We start from the raw sequence: 22,213 nt of genomic DNA, 5'->3' as shown, positions 1-22,213 counted from the left end.
GGCGGCGCCTTGTAAAATGACAGAGAACAGAGCAAAAAGCTGGCGGATCTCATATCATCTATTATTGGCATAAGATACCGATAGCCAGCTATAAATACAAAATAAATTTAAAGCTTCAACTTTTTTGTTGGTGTTTTTATGGAATTATTTTATTTTTTGTACATAAAGTTGAGGTTGGCATGACAAGCAAACCCCCCGGTTCGTTAAGCTGGTTCCAGATTTTCCAGCGTGGACAGCATTACATGAAAACCTGGCCATCAGACAAACGTTTGGCACCGGTATTCCCTGAAAATCGCGTGGCGAAGGCAACGCGTTTTGCGGTGCGTTTTATGCCGCCATTGGCGATATTTTCGCTCACTTGGCAAATTGCCCTGGGTGGTCAACTCGGCCCGGCCATTGCGACTGCGCTGTTTGCCTGCAGCTTGCCAATGCAAGGGTTATGGTGGTTGGGTCGCCGTTCAGTTACGCCTCTGCCGCCCACTTTATTACAGTGGTTCTTTGATCTGCGTAACAAACTGGTGGAGGCCGGGCAAGCTGTGGCCCCAGTGGAGGGGACGCCAACCTATCAGGCATTGGCGGAGGTGCTCAAGCGTGCCTTCAATCAATTGGACCAAACTTTTCTCGATGATCTTTAAACCGTTCAGGGGAGTTGCTCCGGCTTTTCCCCAGGCTACCCTTCGATAACCCCGGTCAAATCAAAAAAAGGCCCGGTTGTGATTCCACACCCTAACTCAGTATGCGATGCTTTCATCAATATGCAGTGTCAATGTGTAGTAATGAGGACTATAAAATGGAAATGACTAACGCCCAACGTTTGATTTTATCAAATCAATACAAAATGATGACGATGCTTGATCCCGATAATGCAGAACGTTATCGCCGCTTGCAGACCATTATTGAGCGCGGTTTTGGCTTGCAAATGCGTGAGCTGGATCGAGACTTCGGTGAAATGAGTGAGGAAGTGTGCCGTACCATCATCAATATTATGGAAATGCACCATGCACTGCAGGTATCGTGGGAAAACCTCAAGGAGCGTCAAGGGATAGATGAACGTCGTCTGGCTTTCCTGGGTTTTGATGCGGCGACCGAAGCACGTTTTCTGAGTTATGTCCGTTTCTTGGTGAATACCGAAGGGCGATATACGCATTTTGATTGCGGCAGTCACGGCTTTAATTCTCAGACTAAAATGTGGGAAAAGTACCAGCGTATGCTGGCAATCTGGTTGTCGTGCCCACGTCAGTATCATTTAAGCGCGGTTGAAATTACGCAAATTATCAATGCCTGATCAAACTTAATGGGGTTTGCCGTGGAGTGTAAGGGGTTTCTGTTCGATCTTGATGGAACGTTAGTCGATTCATTGCCAGCAGTGGAGCGCGCTTGGATCCATTGGGCCAAGCGTCATGATATTAATGAGCAACAGGTATTGGATTTTATCCACGGAAAACAAGCGATAACCTCGCTGCGCCATTTTATGCCCAATGCCACGGAAGCCGAACTGGAACATGAGTTTGCCCTGTTGGAGCAGATAGAATCACAGGATACGCAAGGGGTGGTGGCCTTGCCGGGAGCCAAAGTGCTGCTGGAAGGGCTTACCGATATGGGTATTCCTTGGGCGATAGTGACTTCTGGCTCCATTCCGGTGGCCACTGCGCGCCGTATTGCTGGCGGGTTACCGCATCCTGAGGTGTTTATAACCTGTGAACGGGTCCAGCGGGGTAAACCGCAGCCAGATGCCTATCTGTTAGGTGCGGCAAGTTTAGGTTTGGCACCTGAGTCCTGTGTGGTGGTTGAGGATGCTCCCGCAGGGATTTTATCCGGGCTGGCAGCGGGTTGCCAGGTGATAGCCGTCAATGCCCCTGCCGATACGCCCAAATTGGATCAGGTTAATCTAATCCTCTCTTCGTTGACCCAAATCCGGGTGAGCAAGACGCCAGAGGGGGGGCGTATTGAACTTGTTGTTTAAACGCTATCTGATGATTAGCCGCAGGGTTACTTAACAACCACGCTTTAAACGACAACGTTTCAAGCTATATATCGCGTTTCAAACAATATATAGCGATTCAAACAATATATCGCGATTCAAACAATATAGCGTTTCAAACAATATAGCGTTTCAAACAATAGCGATTCAAACGACAGGTGCGGGCTGCATGATTGGGCCCGCTCCTGAGTCTCTCACCTGTTTTTTCTGACCTGCACCACAGACCGCAAGAGGTTGTTGTGAACGGCGAATTACTCTGGGTTTTGATGTTACTGCTGGCAGCCATAGTGCTGTTTACTACCAACAAGTTGCGCATGGATGTCGTGGCGTTACTGGTCATTATTGCTTTTGTGCTAAGTGGTACTTTGACCTTGCAGGAAGCAACAACCGGTTTTAGTGATCCCAATGTGATTTTGATTGCAGCCCTGTTTGTGGTGGGGGAGGGTTTGGTACGTACTGGTGTAGTTTACCAAGTGGGTGATTGGCTGGTGAAAGTCGCGGGCAGCAGTGAAACCAAAATGTTGGTTTTGCTGATGCTCTGTGTTGCCGGGCTTGGGGCCATCATGAGTTCGACGGGCGTGGTAGCGATTTTTATTCCTGTGGTGCTCAGTGTCGCTGGGCGTATGAAGATCTCTCCAGGGCGGTTGATGATGCCGTTAAGCTTTGCTGGTTTGATCAGTGGCATGATGACGTTAGTTGCTACACCGCCCAATATGGTGGTCAATAGTGAACTGGTACGTGAGGGAATAGAGGGTTTTGGTTTCTTTGCGGTGACACCGATTGGTGTACTGGTTTTGGTTTTGGGCGTGGGATACATGTTGGTGGCGCGGCGCTGGTTAGTAGACAATCGCGGTATTAACGCCAACGTTGACTGGCAGCGCCGGACCTTCCGTGATTTGATCCGCGACTATAAACTGTCTGGTCGGGCACGCCGTTTGGCGATCCGCAGTGGTTCACCGTTGATTGGTTGTTCGCTGGATGAGTTGCACCTCCGTGTTCGCTACAGTGCCAATGTGATTGGCATTGAGCGTTGGCGGCGCTTTCGTCGGGTGATGGTCAGCGCTTTCGCCAACACAGAACTGCGAGAAGGGGATGTGTTGTTGATCGATATATTTGATGACGATATCGATTTACGCCAGTTCTGCCGAGAACAACTATTGGAACCGATGGTATTGCGTGGCGAATATTTCTCTGAGCAGTCACGCAACGTCGGGATGGCAGAGGTTTCCTTAATTCCCAATTCGGCGCTGCTGGGGAAAAGTTTACGTGATGTCGGCTTTCGTCGCCGTTACGACCTCAACGTCGTAGGTATTCGTCGTAACGGTGAAACGTTGAAAGGTCAGTTGGCGAATATCCCTATCGAGTTGGGGGATATTTTGTTGGTCATCGGTGATTGGAAGGCCATTCGTCAGTTACAGGCTGAAAACCATGACTTTATGGTGTTGAATCTACCGGCAGAAGTTGATGAGGTGGCACCGGCAATCAATCAAGCCCCACACGCGTTGTTCTGCCTGGCGCTGATGGTGGCGATGATGCTGACCAAAGAGATCCCGAATCCAATAGCGGCATTGATTGCCTGCCTGTTGTTGGGGGCATTTCGTTGTATCGATATGGAGAGTGCCTATAAGGCCATCCATTGGCCGAGTCTTATTTTAATTGTCGGTATGATGCCCTTTGCCCAAGCATTGCAGAAAACCGGTGGTGTTGATCTGATTGTACGCGGTCTGATGGATATTGCCGGTGATGCCGGGCCCCGCGTGATGCTGGCTTGCCTATTTGTCTTGTGCTCAGTGATTGGGTTATTTATCTCTAACACCGCGACGGCGGTATTGATGGCACCCATTGCGATAGCCGCCGCTCAAAAGATGGGCGTCTCGCCCTATCCATTCGCCTTGGTTATCGCTATTGCCGCTTCTGCCGCTTTTATGACCCCGGTGTCCTCTCCGGTCAATACGCTGGTATTAGGACCAGGGAATTACAAATTTGGTGATTTTGTCAAAATAGGCGTGCCTTTCACCGTACTGGTGATGATGGTCAGTCTGATCGTTATTCCTTGGCTATATGGGTTTTAGCGACGAGTTAGACAAAATAGCCCCAGACGCGTAAATGACTAGGCGGCTGGGGCACTTGAGTTGGTGTGGTGACGAAAACCGGCCGGTTATAACGGCGTATCAATGCTGATTTCATCCAGTGACAAGCTGAAACTGGGAATAAACACCGTCATAAAATAGTCCATTTCTGGGCTATGGCGTAGCTGGAGTGTTTTTTCCAGGCGCGCTTTAGCCAGCTTGAATTCATTATTACCGGCCGATAACTCTTCCAGACATTTAACAAAGGCACATAACGCATCTGCCTGCTTGACGATCAGCTTCTCATCTTCGCTGTAATAATGTTCATCAAGGATTGGACGGAAATCGCTTTGTAACTCTGCTGGGATCATATCAAGCAATTTTTGTTGGGCCACTTTCTCTATTTTTTTGTATTCGTGGGCAATTTGCGGGTTGTAATATTTAATCGGGGTGGGCATATCCCCGGTCAACACTTCGCTGACATCGTGGTACATCGCCAGCAGTGCCACGCGTTCTGCATTCAGGTTGCCATTAAATTTCCGATTCTTGATCACTGCCAGCGCATGGGCGACAAACGCAACCTGCAGGCTGTGTTCAGAAACGTTTTCAGTACGCACGTTGCGCATTAACGGCCAGCGGCTAATCAGTTTCAAACGGGACAGGTGAGCAAAGAAATGACTCTGGTTCATGGTGCTCTCTTTCTACAGCGATATGACAACAACAGGCAGACAGTATGGGTGCACAGCGTGCACCCAACAAGCTGATTACTGACGGTAGTTTTCGAGGAAACGCCCCAATTTACCTACGGCCATTTCCAGTTCATCTACACGGGGTAGGGTGACAATACGTACGTGGTCTGGATGAGGCCAATTGAACGCACTGCCCTGAACCAGCAGGACCTTTTCTTGTAACAGCAGGTCCAGAATCATCTTCTGGTCGTCATGAATATTAAAGCGTTTGGCGTCAATCCGCGGGAACATATAGAGTGCCCCTTGCGGTTTTACGCAGGAAACGCCAGGGATGTTATTCAGCAGTTCCCAAGTGCGATTACGTTGTTCATACAAACGGCCACCAGGCTGGATAAACTCGCTGATACTCTGGTATCCCCCCAGCGCGGTCTGGATAGCATGCTGCATAGGCACGTTGGCGCACAGGCGCATGGAGGCCAGCATTTCCAGGCCTTCAATATAACCTTTTGCATGTTTTTTCGGCCCGTTGAGCACCATCCATCCCTGGCGGAAACCCGCGACACGATAGGTTTTCGACAGGCCATTAAAGGTGATGGTCAGCAGGTCTGGTGCCAGTGCGGCAATCGAGTGATGAACCGCGTCGTCATAGAGGATCTTGTCGTAAATTTCATCAGAAAAAATGATCAGGTTATGCTGGCGGGCGATTTCGACAATCTCTTCCAGCAGGGCTTTACTGTATACCGCACCGGTCGGGTTATTAGGGTTGATAATGACAATGCCACGGGTGCGAGGTGTGATCTTGCGGCGGATATCATCCAGATCCGGAAACCAGCCAGCCTCTTCGTCACAGAGATAGTGCACCGCTTTACCACTGGAAAGCGAAACGGCGGCGGTCCACAGTGGGTAGTCTGGGGCTGGCACCAGCATTTCATCACCAGAATTGAGCAATGCCTGCATGGATTGAACGATGAGCTCGGATACCCCATTGCCAATATAGATATCCTCGACGGTCACATCACGCATATCACGGGCCTGATAGTGCTGCATGATCGCTTTACGCGCAGAGAACAACCCCTTGGAGTCGCAATAACCCTGTGCGGTAGGAAGATTACGGATGACATCCACCAGAATTTCATCTGGGGCATCAAAACCAAACGGTGCCGGATTGCCGATGTTCAGCTTCAGTACTTTGTTGCCTTCTTCCTCAAGACGCTTGGCTTCTTTGAGTACTGGGCCTCGAATGTCGTAACAGACGTTGTCCAGCTTGCTGGATTTATCAATGGGGGACATAAAAAGTTGAGCCTTTTACTTAGATTGAGCTTTTAGAGAGGGGTGTTTCTGCCATGGAACACCACAGTTGGTCCAATGTACTCCTGCAAGCGCTCTTTTTGAAGTGTCTTGCAAAGCTTTGGTGCTAACATTCGACTTGAACGGCATTCTAAGTGATTAAAGGTTTTGGCTGGTTTGTTATTGGTGATAAAATCTTAAAAGATGATTATTAATAGTGTATTGATTTAAGTTTATGCTATTAAAGCAGGAGAACGGTTTTGTTGGTATGGCACACGATGAGCGTTCGGAATGTCAAAATCAGTATAAATGATAACAAAATGTAAAAAACTGTTTGCAGAGTTATTATATGGTGGATGAAAAAGGTAAATGCGGCCACAATTCAGTTATCGGAGATCACATTAAATATATTTCAGTAATTCACTGAAGTTTTTTTTGATTACAACTTTATATATTCTAACTATCTCTAGTTGCTGGATAAAATGCGGTATGGTTTGAACAGCGCAGGCGCTTGCAGTGCGGGGGCGACTAGGGTCGAGTAACACAGTAAGCTCTTGAGTATCTGGGCATTGAGCCGAAATAATTCGGATTGCTTGTCAGCCGCAAGTCTGAGATAAATCGATTCCTGACTGATTAGCTCAATGGTGTTGTTACTCAGTTGGTTGTTTTTGGGGGTTCATTGTGATGTGTGCATTCGCCACTTGGCCGCCGCTCGTATGAACTTGGTTATAGAAAAAGCGATAGAGGTAACGAAATATAAGGAATTTTTTGCCCTCTTCTAATGAGTGGGTTACTGTCATGTCCGGCGCTTGCCATTTTCGGCGGCGTCTTGGAAATACACCAGGGTAGTTTGTAAGTAATAATTTAAAAAGTGAAGAAAACACTATGATAAGTGCAAAACGTCCGTTACTTAATCTCGATCTCGATCTGCTGAGAACATTTGTTGCTGTGGCTGATTTAAAGACGTTTGCGTCGGCGGCAGTTGCCGTCCGTCGTACTCAATCAGCCGTGAGTCAACAAATGCAGCGGTTAGAGCAATTAGTTAACAAAGAGTTGTTTGCTCGCCATGGGCGCAATAAGTTATTAACCGAACATGGTATCCAACTTCTCGGTTATGCCAGGAAAATTCTGCGTTTCAATGATGAAGCCTATGCTTCTTTGGTTTATGACGATGTCGATGGCGTGCTGACTATCGGTGCTTCTGACGATACCGCAGATACTCTTCTGCCTTTTCTGCTTAATCGTGTGACCACGGTTTACCCACGGCTGACCGTCGATGTGCGGGTGAAACGTAGCGCACAAACTATCGATATGCTGGAAAAAGGGGAAGTGGATTTAGCCATTACCACCACCGCTACAGGTGATCATCCGCATGTTGTACTGCGCAACTCCCCAACGTTGTGGTATTGCGCGGCAGATTACTTTGTACAGCCAGGGGAGCCGCTGCCGTTGGTGGTGCTCGACGAACCTAGCCCGTTCCGTGACATGGCGATTAAACATCTGGATGCTGCTGATATTCCTTGGCGTATCGCCTACGTTGCTTCCTCGTTATCAGCGGTGCGTGCTGCATGTAGGGCTGGTTTAGGAATTACTGCCCGGCCTATTGAGATGATGACCCCAGACTTGCGGGTACTGGGTGCAGCAGAGGGGTTACCTCCATTGCCGGATACTCAATATTCACTATGCAAAAATGTGACGTGTGAGAACGAACTGGCCATGACGATTTTTAATGCCGTGAAAAAGGGTAATGAGACTTACCATTTCGATACGGATAGTGTCTTGGTTGCTGAAGATTTCGGCCTCTTGGAGGATGACGAGTAATATCGTCAATTACCCCCTTGGCGACTTGAGGGGGTAACCGATTGAAGCGTACATACGATTTGTATGGCTATCACCGGCGCTGTTTTGCGCCATGGTGAGACCTCGTTAAGCAAAACCTCTGTCTTTTGGGCAGAGGTTTAATGAGATGGTCACCCCCACCCTGTGAGCGGTAAGCTGACAGGGTGTTTTACTTTAGAGGGAACCATCATGCAAAACGTTACGCTTATTGGTATCGATCTCGGTAAACATTCCTTTCACGTGCACTGTCAGGACGAAAAAGGTAATGCCCTGTTGCGTAAAAAATTTTCCCGCACTCAGCTCATTAATTTTCTTGCTTCCTGCAAGGCGGCGACCGTGGTGATGGAGTCCTGTGGTGGGGCTCACTTTATGGCACGTCGGATTGCTGATTTAGGTCATGAGGCAAAGCTGATTTCTCCGCAGTTCGTCCGCCCTTTTGTTAAGAGTAATAAGAACGATTTTGTTGATGCTGAAGCCATCTGTGAAGCCGCCTCCCGTCCTTCAATGCGCTTTGTCACACCCAGAACAGAAGACCAACAGGCGATGAGCGCCCTCCATCGCGTCAGAGACTCACTGATACGGCAACGCGTTAAAACCACCAATCAGATGCATGCTTTTTTGTTGGAGTTCGGTGTCAGTCTGCCACGCGGGATTGCCGTGATACGACGTCTGGCCGCGGTGCTGGAAGAAAATGATTTCCCGCCTTATCTGACAAGGGTTCTGAGTAGACTCCACAGTCATTATGTTTACCTTAGCGGGGAAATTGATGAAATCGATAAGGAACTGAAAACCCACCTTGCGGATGATGAAACCGCACAGCGCCTGCTGAGCATTCCTGGCGTTGGGCCGGTAACGGCGAGCCTGTTAGCCACGCGGCTGGGGGACGGGAAAAACTATGTCAGCAGCCGTGACTTTGCGGCTTCAACCGGGCTGGTTCCCCGCCAGTACAGTACGGGTGGAAAAACGACACTGATGGGCATCAGCAAGCGGGGTGATAAAAATCTGCGACGGTTGTTGGTGCAGTGCGCGCGGGTGTTTATGCAGCGGCTGGAACACAATCCAGGGCGTTTGGCAGAGTGGGTTAAAAAGCAACTTGCCAGCCATCACTCTAACGTGGTGGCGTGCGCGCTGGCAAACAAACTGGCACGCATAGCCTGGGCGGTTACGGCACATCAGGCGGCGTTCAGTAAATAAAAGAGCCAACGAAAAACTCGTCAGCTCAGTTAATTAACACGTTACTTTCTGGTTTTGCGACGACAGATAATTGATGACATGAACGGCATAGCGGCCTGCTGATGAACCTGATATAAAAAATGGCTCTTTGAAGCCGACGGTTTTTTAAGGTTCGGCAGGCGCGGAACTCATCGTGGCGCGGACATCCTTGTCCACCAGACGCCGAATAGATTTAAGCAAGCCCATCATAAATCAAAATCTGTGTTGCAAAAACGGGGGTGACCATAGATTTTTATAGCGCGATCCGGCAGGTATGAAAGGCGAACCCTTGTTATTTTCAAGGTTATCCGGCTGATTTGTTGTGCATTTTATGAACGAAAGTTGACAAAAATGGTTAAGCCGCCACACTTATTTTTAGTTTTTTCCCCGAAACGTGTCCTGGATCAAAAAAATACCCCGAGCTAGTGAGTGGAACAACAGGGAATTCCTGAGAGAATGGTATAGTAAAACTGAAATGTCGCCATTGGGTTATCTCTGAGTGCAGTTATCTAACGACTAACTGACACGATTTAGCTGAGCTTCTGGTGCGATGATGTTAACAAATTGGTTTGTGTGTAAATTAATGTGTAGATTCTTTTGTTGAAATTGACAAAAGGCTATTGAAAGGAGTAAAAGCTCACAGCAAAATATTGCCTAATTCTCTGTAAAAGCAATGTGTTTGCGTGGCTCTACTCAACCTCTTTCAGGTTATAGCCAGCTGGCACGCGGGTGAATTGCCAACCAGGCAAGAGAGCCGAGTTCTGCAGTCAACTGTTTGTTACTTGAAAGATGATGGGTATATAGACCCAAGTTCATTCCAGTTGCAGGTAAAAGGCAAACGAATGAGTCTCTAGCAGCATAGTCAACTATGTGACTAGGGTGAATCAGCGCAGTCAACAATCCTGCAGTTAGAATGGCGACGGGGATATCTCCTTCCCTTGAATCGATGTGGTTCGCTCACCGCCGGTGATTAGAGCAGGCGTTCGCCACCACTTTTGATGAGTAAGCATAGAGTATGTCAACAACCACTGAAGTTATCGCTCATCACTGGGCATTCGTCGTATTTGTCATCATGGCTATTGGGCTTTGCGGCTTTATGTTGCTGGGCGCATTTTTCTTGGGTGGGAGAGCCCGGGGGCGTGCTAAAAACACACCTTATGAGTCGGGGATCGACTCTGTCGGCTCAGCGCGTATGCGCCTTTCAGCCAAATTTTATCTGGTCGCCATGTTCTTCGTTATCTTCGATGTTGAAGCCTTATATCTGTACGCCTGGTCGGTCTCGATTCGTGAGAGCGGTTGGGTAGGCTTTATCGAAGCCGCCATTTTCATTTTGGTGTTATTGGCAGGGTTGGTTTATCTGGTGCGTATCGGCGCATTGGATTGGGTCCCTGTGCGCTCTCAGCGCCTGAGCAAACCAAGCACAATCAAGAACGCCAGCAACAGTCATCCGCAGTAACAGTGAGGCATTAAGATGGACTATACGCTCACCCGCATAGACCCTAACGGTGAGAACGACCGTTATCCCCTGCAAAAACAGGAAATCGTTGGTGATCCTCTGGACCAGCAGGTTCATCGCACGGTCTACATGGGTAAACTTGAACATGCATTGCATGACATGGTGAACTGGGGGCGTAAAAACTCTCTTTGGCCCTATAATTTCGGCCTTTCATGCTGTTATGTGGAGATGGTGACATCATTTACTGCCATTAACGATGTGGCACGTTTTGGTGCGGAAGTATTGCGTGCATCCCCACGTCAGGCGGACTTTATGGTGGTAGCCGGGACCTGCTTCACTAAAATGGCCCCCGTTATTCAGCGTTTGTATGAACAGATGCTGGAGCCCAAGTGGGTGATCTCCATGGGCGCCTGCGCCAATTCCGGTGGTATGTACGATATCTACTCTGTGGTGCAGGGGGTGGATAAATTCCTGCCTGTTGATGTGTATATTCCAGGCTGCCCACCGCGTCCAGAGGCTTATATGCAGGCGTTACTGCTGCTGCAGGAGTCGATTGGTAAAGAGCGCCGCCCATTGTCGTGGGTTGTGGGCGAGCAGGGGGTTTACCGTGCCAATATGCAGTCAGAAAAAGCGCGTAAGCACGCGGAGCGTATTGCGGTAACCAATCTGCGGACGCCAGACGAGATTTAATCGAACTTGCGGCGAAATGACCCTTTAGTGTGGTGAAAAAATTATGACAGATTTAGCGACGCACGACGCCCTACCTGCCTGGGAAACCAGGGATCATCTGAATGATCCGGTGATTGGTGAACTGCGCAACCGTTTTGGGCCGGAAGCCTTCACTGTTCAGCCTACCCGTACCGGAATGCCGGTGGTATGGGTCAAACCTGATCAGTTACTGGACGTCATGACGTTCTTGAGAAAACAGCCAAAGCCTTATGTGATGCTGTTTGACTTGCATGGTATGGACGAGCGTTTGCGCACTCATCGCCAAGGCTTGCCAGCGGCAGATTTTTCTGTTTTCTACCATCTGATCTCTGTTGAGCGTAACCGCGACATCATGCTGAAAGTGGCACTGTCTGAAAAAGACCTTCATGTGCCCACAGTGACCAAGATATTCCCTAATGCCAACTGGTATGAGCGTGAAACCTGGGAGATGTTCGGTATCACTTTTGATGGTCACCCGCACCTGCGGCGCATCATGATGCCGCAAAGCTGGGAAGGTCATCCCCTACGTAAAGATTATCCGGCGCGCGCAACCGAATTCGATCCCTTTGTGTTGACCAAGCAGAAAGAAGATCTGGAGATGGAGTCGCTGAAATTCAAACCAGAAGAGTGGGGGATGAAGCGCAGTACAGACAATGAAGACTTCATGTTCCTTAACCTGGGCCCGAACCACCCCTCTTCCCATGGTGCGTTCCGTATCATTTTGCAGTTGGATGGTGAAGAAATTGTCGATTGCGTGCCGGATGTGGGTTACCACCACCGTGGCGCTGAGAAAATGGGTGAGCGGCAATCCTGGCATAGTTACATTCCCTACACCGATCGTATCGAATACCTCGGTGGCTGCGTAAACGAAATGCCTTACGTACTGGCGGTTGAAAAACTCGCCGGGATCGTGGTGCCGGATCGTGTCAACACCATTCGTGTGATGCTCTCTGAACTGTTCCGCATCAACAGCCACTTGCTGTACATCAGTACCTTTATTCAGGATGTGGGGGCGATGACCCCGGTGTTCTTCGCCTTTACCGACCGCCAGAAAGTGTATGATCTGGTGGAAGCGATTACCGGGTTCCGTATGCATCCCGCCTGGTTCCGTATTGGTGGTGTCGCCCATGATCTGCCCCGCGGTTGGGACCGTCTGCTGCGTGACTTCCTCAACTGGATGCCTAAGCGCCTCGACTCCTATGTAAAAGCAGCACTGCAAAACTCGATTCTTAAAGGGCGCTCTATTGGTGTCGCTTCCTACAATGCCAAAGAGGCATTGGAGTGGGGCGTGACGGGTGCAGGCTTGCGTGCCACCGGGGTTGAGTTTGATGTGCGTAAATGGCGCCCTTATTCCGGCTATGAGAACTTTGATTTTGAAGTACCGGTGGGTGACGGCAACAGTGACTGCTATACCCGAGTGATGCTCAAGGTAGAAGAGCTGCGCCAGAGTTTGCGTATTCTTGAACAGTGCTTGAACAACATGCCGGAAGGGCCGTTCAAGGCGGATCATCCGCTGACTACGCCGCCACCGAAAGAGCGCACGTTGCAGCATATTGAAACGATGATCACTCACTTCTTGCAGGTTTCCTGGGGCCCGGTGATGCCGGCTAACGAGTCATTCCAGATGGTGGAAGCCACCAAAGGGATCAATAGCTACTATCTGACCAGTGATGGTAGCACCATGAGTTACCGCACTCGAATTCGGACACCCAGCTATGCTCACCTGCAGCAAATTCCAGCGGTGATCCGCGGTAGCCTGGTTTCCGATTTGATCGTCTATCTGGGTAGTATCGATTTTGTAATGTCAGATGTGGACCGCTAACTATGCATGATCATGAAAACAATCACCCGGTGAACCAGGTGCTTGAGTCTGAAGCCGATGTTTTTGTGCTGAGTGCGCACGAACGTCAGGCGATCGAGCACGAGATGCACCATTACGAAGACCCGCGCGCCGCTTCCATTGAAGCCCTGAAAATAGTGCAGAAGCAGCGTGGTTGGGTTCCCGATGGGGCGATTTATGCCATCGCAGAGGTGCTGGGTATTCCTGCCAGCGACGTAGAAGGGGTGGCCACATTCTACAGCCAAATTTTCCGCCAACCCGTAGGGCGCCATGTGATCCGTTATTGTGACAGTGTGGTTTGTCACATCAACGGTTATCAGGGAGTTCAAGCCGCTCTGGAGAAGAAATTGGCTATCAAGCCAGGTCAAACCACGTTTGATGGCCGTTTTACATTACTGCCTACCTGCTGTTTGGGTAACTGCGACAAGGGGCCGAGTATGATGATCGATGAAGACACCCATGCTCACCTGACGCCGGAAAGCGCGGTCGAATTGTTGGAGCGGTATAAATGATGATGGATATCAAACGTACTGCTGAAATGCATCCGCTCACCTGGCGTTTGCGTGATGATCAACAACCGGTGTGGTTGGATGAGTATCGTAGCCAAAATGGTTATCAGGGGGCAGAAAAAGCCCTGAAAGGAATGGCGCCCGACGAGATAGTCAACCTGGTGAAAGAGGCCGGGTTGAAAGGCCGTGGTGGGGCCGGTTTCTCCACCGGGTTGAAGTGGAGCCTGATGCCGAAAGATGAATCCATGAACATTCGCTACCTGTTGTGTAACGCGGATGAAATGGAGCCAGGCACCTACAAAGACCGTTTATTGATGGAGCAATTGCCACACCTGTTGGTGGAAGGGATGTTGATTTCAGCTTTTGCGCTGAAGGCCTATCGCGGTTACATCTTCCTGCGTGGTGAATATGTCGAAGCTGCAGAACATTTGCGTCGCGCGATTAGTGAAGCGACACAAGCGGGTTTGCTGGGCAAAAATATCCTGGGTAGTGGATTCGATTTTGAGCTGTTGGTGCATACCGGAGCTGGCCGTTACATCTGCGGTGAAGAAACGGCGCTGATCAACTCGCTGGAAGGCCGCCGTGCCAACCCACGTTCCAAACCGCCGTTCCCCGCTACTTCTGGGGCCTGGGGTAAACCCACCTGCGTCAACAACGTAGAAACCTTGTGTAACGTGCCTGCCATTCTTGAACACGGTGCGGATTGGTATAAAGGGATCTCGGCAGGGAAGAGTAACGACGCCGGTACCAAATTGATGGGCTTCTCTGGTCGGGTGAAAAACCCGGGTTTGTGGGAGTTGCCGTTTGGTATCACCGCCCGTGAAATTCTGGAAGATTACGCTGGTGGCATGCGTGATGGTTTGCGTTTTAAAGCCTGGCAGCCAGGGGGCGCGGGTACCGATTTCCTCACCGCTGACCACCTGGATCTCCCGATGGATTTTGAAAACATCGCTAAGGCGGGCAGCCGTTTGGGCACTGCGCTGGCGATGGCGGTAGACCATGAGATTGGTATGGTTCCCCTGGTGCGCAACCTGGAAGAGTTTTTTGCGCGCGAGTCCTGCGGTTGGTGTACCCCTTGCCGGGATGGCCTGCCATGGAGCGTAAAGATTCTGCGTGCACTGGAGCGGGGCGAAGGGCAGCCGGGGGATATTGAAACCCTGGAGCAGTTGTGCCGCGCCTTGGGGCCGGGCAAAACGTTTTGTGCCCATGCACCTGGTGCCGTAGAGCCGCTACAAAGTGCGATTAAATATTTCCGTGATGAGTTTGAAGCCGGTATTGCGCCACAGTATTTGGGCAATGTTCAGGCGATTGGTGGTATTCAGCCAAACAACTTATTGAAGCAACGCTGGTAATCACATCGGTGTCAAGAGACGCAATGGCGGCTCCTGGCCTACCAGCCAAGAAATTTTTTATAATTAACGCTTGAAAAGTAACCGGCAATTTACCTGGCAGCGAGACTGCGAAGTAAAAGCTGACAGTTACCTCAGGCCATTTGGAAGCATGCTGACTATGGCTACGATTCATGTAGACGGCAAAGAATACGAGGTTGATGGAGCAGATAACCTGTTACAGGCATGTCTCTCTCTGGGCCTTGATATTCCCTATTTTTGCTGGCATCCGGCGCTTGGAAGCGTCGGCGCTTGCCGCCAATGTGCGGTAAAGCAATACCAAAATGCGGACGATACCCGTGGCCGTTTGGTGATGTCTTGTATGACACCAGCATCGGATGGAACCTTTATTTCCATCGATGATGCTGAAGCCAAACAGTTTCGTGAGAGTGTGGTCGAATGGTTGATGACCAATCACCCGCACGACTGCCCGGTGTGTGAGGAGGGCGGTAACTGTCACTTGCAGGATATGACGGTGATGACCGGACATAGTTTCCGTCGCTACCGTTTCACCAAGCGTACCCATAACAATCAGGAATTGGGGCCATTTATCTCTCATGAGATGAACCGTTGCATTGCCTGTTACCGCTGTGTGCGTTACTACAAAGACTACGCGGATGGTACCGACTTTGGCGTCTATGGGGCACACGACAATGTCTATTTCGGCCGCCCGGAAAGTGGCACGCTGGAAAGCGAGTTTTCTGGCAACCTGGTAGAAGTCTGCCCAACTGGCGTATTTACCGACAAAACCCACTCCGAGCGCTATAACCGCAAGTGGGATATGCAGTTTGCGCCAAGCATCTGCCAACAGTGCAGCGTGGGGTGTAATACCAGCCCTGGTGAGCGCTATGGTGAATTGCGCCGCATTGAAAACCGCTATAACGGTAGCGTAAACCACTACTTCCTGTGTGATCGTGGCCGTTTTGGTTATGGTTATGTGAATCTGAAAGATCGTCCTCGGCTGCCACAACAGTTGCGCGGCAGTGACTGGATCACCTTGAATGCCGAACAGGCAATGCAAGGGGCGGCAGATATTCTGCGTCAAGCGAAGAAAACCATCGGTATCGGTTCCCCTCGCGCCAGCCTGGAAAGCAATTTTGCGTTACGTGAACTGGTTGGTGCGGAAAACTTTTATAGCGGCATTAGCCAAGCGGAACAGCAACGTTTGCACCTGATGCTCAACGTGCTGAAAAACAGTGGGGTTTATACCCCGAGCCTGCGTGAGATCGAAAGCTACGACGCGGTACTGGTATTAGGTGAAGACCTGACCCAGACAGCGGCCCGTATTGCGCTGTCGGTTCGTCAGGCGGTGAAAGGTAAAGCACGTGCCATGGCAGCCGCGCAACGGGTGGCTGATTGGCAGATCGCCGCAGTACAGAACATTGGCCAACATGCGAAACATCCGCTGTTTGTCACCAATGTTGATAGCACGCGTCTGGATGATATTGCCGCCTGGAGTTATCACGCGCCGGTTGATGAGCAAGCCCGTCTCGGTTTCGCCATCGCCCATGCACTGGACCACTCAGCGCCAGCGGTAGCCGGGTTGTCTGATGATCTCAACAAGAAGATTGATGTGATCGTGCAGGCCTTGGCGGGTGCACAGAAACCATTAATCGTCACCGGCAGCAATGTGGGCAGCGAAGCGATTATTGCTGCGGCCGCCAACATTGCCAACGCATTGAAAGCTCGTGGTTCTAACGTGGGCATCACTTTGGTTGCTGCGGATGCCAACAGCCTCGGTTTGTCGATGATCGGTGGTGGTTCCCTTGATGAAGCGCTGCGGGAATTGGAAAGTGGCGCGGCAGATACCGCGATTGTGATGGAGAACGACCTCTATCGTCATGCGCCTGCGGCCAGAGTGGATGCCGCATTGGCACAAGTTCGCAACCTGATCGTTGCTGATCATCAGCGCACTACCCTGATGGATAAGGCTAACCTGATCCTGTCTGCCGCCAGTTTTGCCGAGAGTGATGGCACCGTGGTGAATCAGGAAGGGCGCGCACAGCGTTTCTTCCAGGTATACGATCCGTCTTATTACGATGATGCCAAGAAAGATATTCATAGCATCATATTGGAAAGCTGGCGTTGGATGCATTCATTGCACTCTGCTTATGCCAGCCGCCAGGTGGACTGGATGCAGTTGGATGATGTGATTGCCGCTTGTGTGGCAGCATTACCTCAACTGCAGGGGGTTCAGGAGGCGGCACCGGATGCAACATTCCGTATTCGTGGGCAGAAACTGGCTCGTTCACCGCACCGCTATAGTGGACGTACTGCGATGCGGGCTAACATCAGTGTGCATGAGCCCCGTCAGCCTCAGGATAAAGACAGTATGTTTGCCTTCTCGATGGAAGGGACCAACAGCCCACTGGCTGATCGCCAGCAGATCCCTTTCGCCTGGATGCCGGGTTGGAACTCACCACAGGCCTGGAACAAATTCCAGGCGGAAGTGGGCGGCAAACTGCGCCATGGGGACCCAGGGATACGCCTGATCGAAGCGGGGGAGGGCAACCTGGGTTACTTCTCTTCAATTCCGCTGCCATTTATGGCGGAAGGCTGGCGTGTAGCCCCTTATTACCACCTGTTTGGTAGTGACGAAACCTCACAACGTTCAGCGGTGTTCCAACAGCGGATGTCACCCGCTTACGTGATGCTCAACGTTGCAGATGCCGCACAACTGGGTGTTAACGCCGGTGCGATGCTGGAGTTCGACTGTGTGGGTCAAACGTTACGTTTGCCGCTACGTTTGAGTGAAACCTTAAGCCAGGGCCAGATCGGTCTGCCGCTTGGCTTGCCAGGGATCCCACCGATACTGGTGGGGGAAATGGTTGAAAATCTGCGGGAGGCAGCACGATGAGCTGGTTTACACCTGAGGTAATCGACATTCTGATCGCCATTCTAAAAGCGGTGGTGATCCTGCTCGTGGTGGTCACCTGCGGTGCCTTTATGAGTTTTGGCGAACGCCGCCTGTTGGGGCTGTTCCAGAACCGTTATGGGCCAAACCGTGTTGGCTGGGGGGGATCACTGCAGTTAGTCGCTGACATGATCAAAATGTTCTTCAAGGAAGATTGGGTACCGACCTTTGCTGACCGGGTGATCTTTACCCTGGCACCGATGATCGCCTTTACTTCCCTGTTACTGGCCTTTGCCATTGTCCCGGTCAGCCCGACTTGGGTGGTGGCGGATCTTAACATCGGCATTCTGTTCTTCCTGATGATGGCTGGGTTAGCGGTGTATGCAGTGCTGTTCGCTGGCTGGTCGAGTAACAACAAATACTCGTTGCTGGGGGCGATGCGTGCTTCTGCGCAAACGCTAAGCTATGAAGTGTTTCTCGGCCTGTCGCTGTTGGGCGTCGTCGCCCAGGCGGGCTCGTTCAACATGCAGGCGATTGTCGAGTCGCAAGCCCATGTTTGGAATGTCATCCCGCAATTTTTTGGTTTCCTGACCTTTGCCATTGCCGGGGTTGCGGTGTGTCACCGTCATCCCTTTGACCAACCCGAGGCTGAACAGGAACTGGCGGATGGTTACCATATTGAATACTCCGGCATGAAGTTCGGTCTGTTCTTTGTGGGGGAGTATATCGGCATCGTGACGGTATCAGCCTTGATTGTCACGCTGTTCTTCGGCGGTTGGCATGGGCCGTTTTTGCCACCATTTATCTGGTTCGCACTGAAAACCGCCTTCTTCATGGTGATGTTCATTCTGATCCGTGCTTCGCTGCCACGTCCGCGTTATGACCAGGTGATGTCGTTTGGTTGGCGAGTTTGTCTGCCATTGACGCTGCTGAATCTGTTGGCAACCGCTGCGGTCATTTTGTATCAAGCTGAATAAGGGGTGAATAAACCATGACATTGAAAGAGTTGGTGGTTGGTTTCGGCACCCAGGTGCGCAGTCTTTGGATGATTGGCCTGCATGCCTTCGCCAAACGCGAAACCCTAATGTATCCGGAAGAACCAGTCTATCTGCCACCGCGTTACCGTGGTCGCATCGTGCTGACGCGTGATCCCAATGGTGAAGAGCGTTGCGTGGCCTGTAACCTGTGCGCCGTGGTCTGCCCGGTGGGCTGTATTTCACTGCAAAAAGCCGAGCATGAAGATGGGCGTTGGTACCCGGAGTTTTTCCGTATCAACTTCTCACGTTGCATCTTCTGCGGTTTGTGTGAAGAGGCCTGCCCAACTACCGCGATCCAATTGACCCCTGATTTTGAAATGGGTGAGTTCAAGCGGCAGGATTTGGTCTACGAAAAAGAAGATCTGTTGATCTCGGGGCCGGGTAAATATCCGGAATATAACTTTTACCGCATGGCCGGTATGGCGATTGACGGCAAAGCCAAGGGCGAAGCCGAAAATGAAGCCAAACCGATCGACGTCAAAGGTCTGTTGCCGTAGGAGCAAGCATGGAAATTGCCTTTTATCTGGCAGGTTTGATTGCGATAGTCGCGACGATGCGCGTTATTTCGCATACCAATCCTGTACATGCGCTGCTGTATCTGATCGTGTCTCTCTTGGCGATCTCGGCAGTCTTTTTCTCACTGGGGGCTTATTTTGCCGGGGCGTTGGAAATCATCGTTTATGCGGGTGCCATCATGGTGCTGTTCGTGTTTGTGGTGATGATGCTCAACCTGGGTGGTTCCGTACAACAGCAAGAGCGTGAGTGGTTGAAACCCTCTGTCTGGATTGGCCCCGCGTTGTTGTCACTGGTTTTATTGCTGGTGTTGATTTTTGCTATCCGCAGTGTAGCGGATCAAGACATCAGCGGGGAAGTGATCGATGCCAAAGCGGTGGGTATCAGTCTGTTCGGCCCTTATGTGCTGGCGGTTGAACTGGCTTCAATGCTGCTGTTGGCGGGGCTGGTGGTTGCCTTCCATATTGGCCGTGAAGAAAAAGCCGGTGAAGTGCTGAGTAATAGCGCCGCAAGCAGTGACATGGCGAAAAGAAAATCGGAGGAGCAAGCATGATCCCTCTTCAACATGGGCTTATCCTGGCGGCAATTCTGTTTGCACTGGGGCTGGGCGGGTTGATATCCCGGCGTAATCTGCTGTTTATGCTCATCAGCCTGGAAGTGATGATCAATGCTGCGGCATTGGCGTTTATCGTAGCGGGGAGTTATTGGCACCAGCCAGATGGGCAGATTATGTATATCTTGGCGATCAGCCTGGCAGCCGCTGAAGCCAGTGTCGGCTTGGCATTGCTGCTACAGCTCTACCGTCGTCGTCATACCCTGAATATTGATACTGTCAGTGAGATGCGCGGATGAATCTATTATATTTAACCATTCTGCTGCCGCTGCTCGGCTTCCTGTTGCTGGCGTTTTCCCGGGGGCGCTGGTGTGAAAACCTGGCCGCAACCGTCGGCGTTGGCTCAGTTGGCCTGGCAGCACTGGTCACGGCCTATGCCGCTGTGGATTTTCTTGCTCAACAGGCTACGGGTGTTCAGCTGTTTGAACAACACCTGTGGACCTGGATGGCGGTAGGCAATTTCAACATTGGGGTTACCCTGGTGTTGGATGGCCTGTCACTTACTATGCTGTCGGTGGTCACGGGTGTCGGTTTCTTAATTCACATGTACGCCTCCTGGTATATGCGTGGCGAAGAGGGATATTCACGTTTCTTCGCTTATACCAACCTGTTTATTGCCAGCATGGTGGTTCTGGTTCTGGCCGATAACCTGTTGCTGATGTACCTGGGCTGGGAAGGTGTTGGTCTGTGCAGTTACCTGTTGATCGGTTTTTACTATAAAAACCCGGCTAATGGGGCGGCGGCAATGAAAGCCTTTATCGTCACCCGTGTGGGTGATGTGTTCTTGGCTTTTGCGCTGTTTATTCTGTATCAGCAACTGGGCACGCTGAATATTCGTGAACTGATGGTGCTGGCACCACAGAAATTGGCGGTGGGCGACGCTGCGATCACCTGGGCAACCCTGATGTTACTGGGCGGTGCGGTGGGTAAATCTGCACAGTTACCGTTGCAAACCTGGCTGGCAGATGCAATGGCCGGCCCAACCCCGGTATCTGCTTTGATTCACGCGGCCACCATGGTGACTGCGGGTGTTTACCTGATTGCCCGTATGAACGGTTTGTTCCTGATGGCGCCACAAGTGTTGGAGCTGGTGGGCGTGGTCGGTGGGGTAACGTTGCTATTGGCGGGTTTTGCCGCGCTGGTGCAGACCGATATCAAACGCGTGTTAGCCTACTCAACCATGAGCCAGATTGGTTATATGTTCCTGGCGCTGGGCGTACAGGCTTGGGATGCGGCAATCTTCCATCTGATGACACACGCCTTCTTCAAAGCCTTGCTGTTCCTCTCCTCTGGCTCAGTGATTCTGGCCTGTCACCATGAACAGAACATTTTTAAAATGGGGGGCTTGCGCAAGAGCATTCCACTGGTTTATGTCTGCTTCCTGGTGGGGGGCGCTGCTTTGTCGGCACTGCCTATGGTTACCGCAGGTTTCTTCAGTAAGGATGAGATCCTGGCTGGCGCGATGGCTAACGGCCATTTCAACCTGATGATGGCAGGGCTGGTGGGGGCATTTATGACTTCACTGTATACCTTCCGTATGATCTTTATCGTGTTCCATGGTGAAGAGAAAATCAAAGCCCATGCCGTGAAAGGGATTACTCACCACTTGCCACTGCTGGTGCTGTTGGTGCTGTCCACCTTTGTGGGTGCGATGATTGTTCCACCACTTTCTGGGGTACTGCCGTCAACCACCGAGTTGCCACATGGCAATGTGCTGACGCTGGAAATCACCTCTGGGGTGGTAGCCATCATCGGTATCCTGCTGGCAGCTGCGCTGTGGTTAGGTAAACGTACCCTGGTAAACAGCATCGCGCAAAGTGCGCCGGGGCGTTTCTTGTCAACCTGGTGGTTTAATGCCTGGGGCTTTGACTGGCTGTATGACAAGGTGTTTGTCAAACCCTACCTGGCGATTGCCAGATTGCTGCAAAGCGATCCACTGAATTCACTGATGAACTTGCCTGCAATCTTTGCCCGCTGGGGTAATCGTGGTTTGGCGGTGAGTGAGAACGGTTATATCCGCTGGTATATCGCCTCTATGGGGGTGGGTGCCGTGCTGGTATTGGCGCTGTTGATGATGGTTTAACAGAGCAGTTTGGACACAATTATCGGGCGTAGCGCTCGTTAATTTAGCGCTATGTACAACGTTTTTGCTTTACACCCAAGAATTTCAAATTGGAGCTAGGCGGCAAGTGCACGAATCCCCAGGAGCTTACACAAG

Annotated in this window: 19 protein-coding genes; 17 read left to right on the top strand and 2 right to left on the bottom strand. The window is 50.9% G+C overall.

Going from position 1 to position 22,213, the window contains the following annotated elements; translation table 11 throughout:
• Positions 1 to 179: 179 nt before the first annotated feature.
• The 4 genes from yfbV to IO95_RS16920 all read left to right on the top strand — a co-directional run bounded on the left by yfbV (position 180) and on the right by IO95_RS16920 (position 4,053).
• Positions 180 to 635, top strand: coding sequence for a terminus macrodomain insulation protein YfbV (yfbV, locus tag IO95_RS16935; RefSeq protein WP_023491553.1), 456 nt, complete (start codon positions 180 to 182; stop codon positions 633 to 635).
• A gap of 155 nt (positions 636 to 790) precedes the next feature.
• A complete protein-coding gene (locus IO95_RS16930) occupies positions 791 to 1,285 on the top strand; it encodes a YfbU family protein (RefSeq protein ID WP_023491554.1) in 495 nt (164 codons plus the stop codon).
• Positions 1,286 to 1,306: 21 nt separating this feature from the next.
• Positions 1,307 to 1,963, top strand: a complete 657-nt coding sequence (locus IO95_RS16925; RefSeq protein WP_037386257.1) for a sugar phosphatase — start codon at positions 1,307 to 1,309, stop codon at positions 1,961 to 1,963.
• Between the two features lie 257 nt (positions 1,964 to 2,220).
• On the top strand, positions 2,221 to 4,053 hold the full coding sequence (locus IO95_RS16920) for an SLC13 family permease (RefSeq protein WP_023491558.1): 1,833 nt from the start codon (positions 2,221 to 2,223) through the stop codon (positions 4,051 to 4,053).
• An 86-nt stretch (positions 4,054 to 4,139) separates the two neighbouring features.
• Here IO95_RS16920 and yfbR read toward each other — a convergent pair whose 3' ends face one another.
• Positions 4,140 to 4,739 (bottom strand): 5'-deoxynucleotidase, encoded by a 600-nt coding sequence (gene yfbR, locus IO95_RS16915; protein WP_023491559.1) that lies wholly within the window; start codon positions 4,737 to 4,739, stop codon positions 4,140 to 4,142.
• Positions 4,740 to 4,814: 75 nt separating this feature from the next.
• A complete protein-coding gene (locus tag IO95_RS16910; protein ID WP_023491561.1) occupies positions 4,815 to 6,029 on the bottom strand; it encodes a pyridoxal phosphate-dependent aminotransferase in 1,215 nt (404 codons plus the stop codon).
• An 882-nt stretch (positions 6,030 to 6,911) separates the two neighbouring features.
• On the opposite strand from IO95_RS16910, the gene lrhA reads away from it, so the two are divergent.
• The 13 genes from lrhA (at position 6,912) to nuoL (ending at position 22,078) form a co-directional block, all read left to right on the top strand.
• Positions 6,912 to 7,847, top strand: coding sequence for a transcriptional regulator LrhA (gene lrhA / locus IO95_RS16905; RefSeq protein ID WP_023491563.1), 936 nt, complete (start codon positions 6,912 to 6,914; stop codon positions 7,845 to 7,847).
• 207 nt (positions 7,848 to 8,054) lie between these two features.
• Positions 8,055 to 9,059, top strand: coding sequence for an IS110 family transposase (locus IO95_RS16900; RefSeq protein ID WP_023491565.1), 1,005 nt, complete (start codon positions 8,055 to 8,057; stop codon positions 9,057 to 9,059).
• A gap of 1,033 nt (positions 9,060 to 10,092) precedes the next feature.
• Positions 10,093 to 10,533, top strand: coding sequence for an NADH-quinone oxidoreductase subunit A (locus tag IO95_RS16895; RefSeq protein ID WP_023491567.1), 441 nt, complete (start codon positions 10,093 to 10,095; stop codon positions 10,531 to 10,533).
• 15 nt (positions 10,534 to 10,548) lie between these two features.
• Entirely contained in the window at positions 10,549 to 11,223 is a 675-nt protein-coding gene (locus IO95_RS16890) for an NADH-quinone oxidoreductase subunit B family protein (protein ID WP_023491569.1), read from the top strand.
• Between the two features lie 43 nt (positions 11,224 to 11,266).
• Positions 11,267 to 13,063, top strand: coding sequence for an NADH-quinone oxidoreductase subunit C/D (gene nuoC / locus IO95_RS16885; RefSeq protein WP_023491570.1), 1,797 nt, complete (start codon positions 11,267 to 11,269; stop codon positions 13,061 to 13,063).
• A gap of 2 nt (positions 13,064 to 13,065) precedes the next feature.
• The gene (nuoE, locus tag IO95_RS16880; protein WP_023491571.1) at positions 13,066 to 13,593 is read left to right on the top strand and encodes an NADH-quinone oxidoreductase subunit NuoE; all 528 of its coding nucleotides are present in this window, start codon (positions 13,066 to 13,068) and stop codon (positions 13,591 to 13,593) included.
• Positions 13,590 to 14,942 (top strand): NADH-quinone oxidoreductase subunit NuoF, encoded by a 1,353-nt coding sequence (nuoF, locus tag IO95_RS16875; protein WP_023491572.1) that lies wholly within the window; start codon positions 13,590 to 13,592, stop codon positions 14,940 to 14,942. Before nuoE ends, nuoF begins: the two co-directional genes overlap by 4 nt.
• Positions 14,943 to 15,099: 157 nt before the next feature.
• A complete protein-coding gene (nuoG, locus tag IO95_RS16870) occupies positions 15,100 to 17,835 on the top strand; it encodes an NADH-quinone oxidoreductase subunit NuoG (RefSeq protein WP_037386246.1) in 2,736 nt (911 codons plus the stop codon).
• Positions 17,832 to 18,809 carry an NADH-quinone oxidoreductase subunit NuoH gene (gene nuoH / locus IO95_RS16865; protein ID WP_023491574.1) on the top strand — a complete coding sequence of 326 codons (978 nt, stop codon included), beginning with the start codon at positions 17,832 to 17,834 and terminating at the stop codon, positions 18,807 to 18,809. Before nuoG ends, nuoH begins: the two co-directional genes overlap by 4 nt.
• A gap of 14 nt (positions 18,810 to 18,823) precedes the next feature.
• Entirely contained in the window at positions 18,824 to 19,366 is a 543-nt protein-coding gene (nuoI, locus tag IO95_RS16860) for an NADH-quinone oxidoreductase subunit NuoI (RefSeq protein WP_023491575.1), read from the top strand.
• Positions 19,367 to 19,374: 8 nt separating this feature from the next.
• On the top strand, positions 19,375 to 19,935 hold the full coding sequence (nuoJ, locus tag IO95_RS16855) for an NADH-quinone oxidoreductase subunit J (protein WP_023491576.1): 561 nt from the start codon (positions 19,375 to 19,377) through the stop codon (positions 19,933 to 19,935).
• Positions 19,932 to 20,234 carry an NADH-quinone oxidoreductase subunit NuoK gene (gene nuoK, locus IO95_RS16850; protein ID WP_023491577.1) on the top strand — a complete coding sequence of 101 codons (303 nt, stop codon included), beginning with the start codon at positions 19,932 to 19,934 and terminating at the stop codon, positions 20,232 to 20,234. Before nuoJ ends, nuoK begins: the two co-directional genes overlap by 4 nt.
• Positions 20,231 to 22,078: an NADH-quinone oxidoreductase subunit L gene (gene nuoL, locus IO95_RS16845; RefSeq protein ID WP_023491578.1), complete on the top strand. Its 1,848-nt coding sequence runs from the start codon at positions 20,231 to 20,233 to the stop codon at positions 22,076 to 22,078. The genes nuoK and nuoL overlap by 4 nt, the downstream gene beginning before the upstream one ends.
• Positions 22,079 to 22,213: the final 135 nt, after the last annotated feature.

Source organism: Serratia sp. DD3 (assembly GCF_000496755.2).
This window is presented reverse-complemented; position numbering and strand designations above follow the sequence as displayed.

Bases quoted from the DNA above. Each gene is read 5' to 3' on its own strand.
- yfbV (WP_023491553.1), top strand. From the start codon at position 180: ATGACAAGCAAACCCCCCGGTTCGTTAAGCTGGTTCCAGATTTTCCAG.
- IO95_RS16930 (WP_023491554.1), top strand. From the start codon at position 791: ATGGAAATGACTAACGCCCAACGTTTGATTTTATCAAATCAATACAAA.
- yfbR (WP_023491559.1), bottom strand. From the start codon at position 4,739: ATGAACCAGAGTCATTTCTTTGCTCACCTGTCCCGTTTGAAACTGATT.
- IO95_RS16910 (WP_023491561.1), bottom strand. From the start codon at position 6,029: ATGTCCCCCATTGATAAATCCAGCAAGCTGGACAACGTCTGTTACGAC.
- lrhA (WP_023491563.1), top strand. From the start codon at position 6,912: ATGATAAGTGCAAAACGTCCGTTACTTAATCTCGATCTCGATCTGCTG.
- IO95_RS16900 (WP_023491565.1), top strand. From the start codon at position 8,055: ATGCAAAACGTTACGCTTATTGGTATCGATCTCGGTAAACATTCCTTT.
- IO95_RS16895 (WP_023491567.1), top strand. From the start codon at position 10,093: ATGTCAACAACCACTGAAGTTATCGCTCATCACTGGGCATTCGTCGTA.
- IO95_RS16890 (WP_023491569.1), top strand. From the start codon at position 10,549: ATGGACTATACGCTCACCCGCATAGACCCTAACGGTGAGAACGACCGT.
- nuoC (WP_023491570.1), top strand. From the start codon at position 11,267: ATGACAGATTTAGCGACGCACGACGCCCTACCTGCCTGGGAAACCAGG.
- nuoE (WP_023491571.1), top strand. From the start codon at position 13,066: ATGCATGATCATGAAAACAATCACCCGGTGAACCAGGTGCTTGAGTCT.
- nuoF (WP_023491572.1), top strand. From the start codon at position 13,590: ATGATGATGGATATCAAACGTACTGCTGAAATGCATCCGCTCACCTGG.
- nuoG (WP_037386246.1), top strand. From the start codon at position 15,100: ATGGCTACGATTCATGTAGACGGCAAAGAATACGAGGTTGATGGAGCA.
- nuoH (WP_023491574.1), top strand. From the start codon at position 17,832: ATGAGCTGGTTTACACCTGAGGTAATCGACATTCTGATCGCCATTCTA.
- nuoI (WP_023491575.1), top strand. From the start codon at position 18,824: ATGACATTGAAAGAGTTGGTGGTTGGTTTCGGCACCCAGGTGCGCAGT.
- nuoJ (WP_023491576.1), top strand. From the start codon at position 19,375: ATGGAAATTGCCTTTTATCTGGCAGGTTTGATTGCGATAGTCGCGACG.
- nuoK (WP_023491577.1), top strand. From the start codon at position 19,932: ATGATCCCTCTTCAACATGGGCTTATCCTGGCGGCAATTCTGTTTGCA.
- nuoL (WP_023491578.1), top strand. From the start codon at position 20,231: ATGAATCTATTATATTTAACCATTCTGCTGCCGCTGCTCGGCTTCCTG.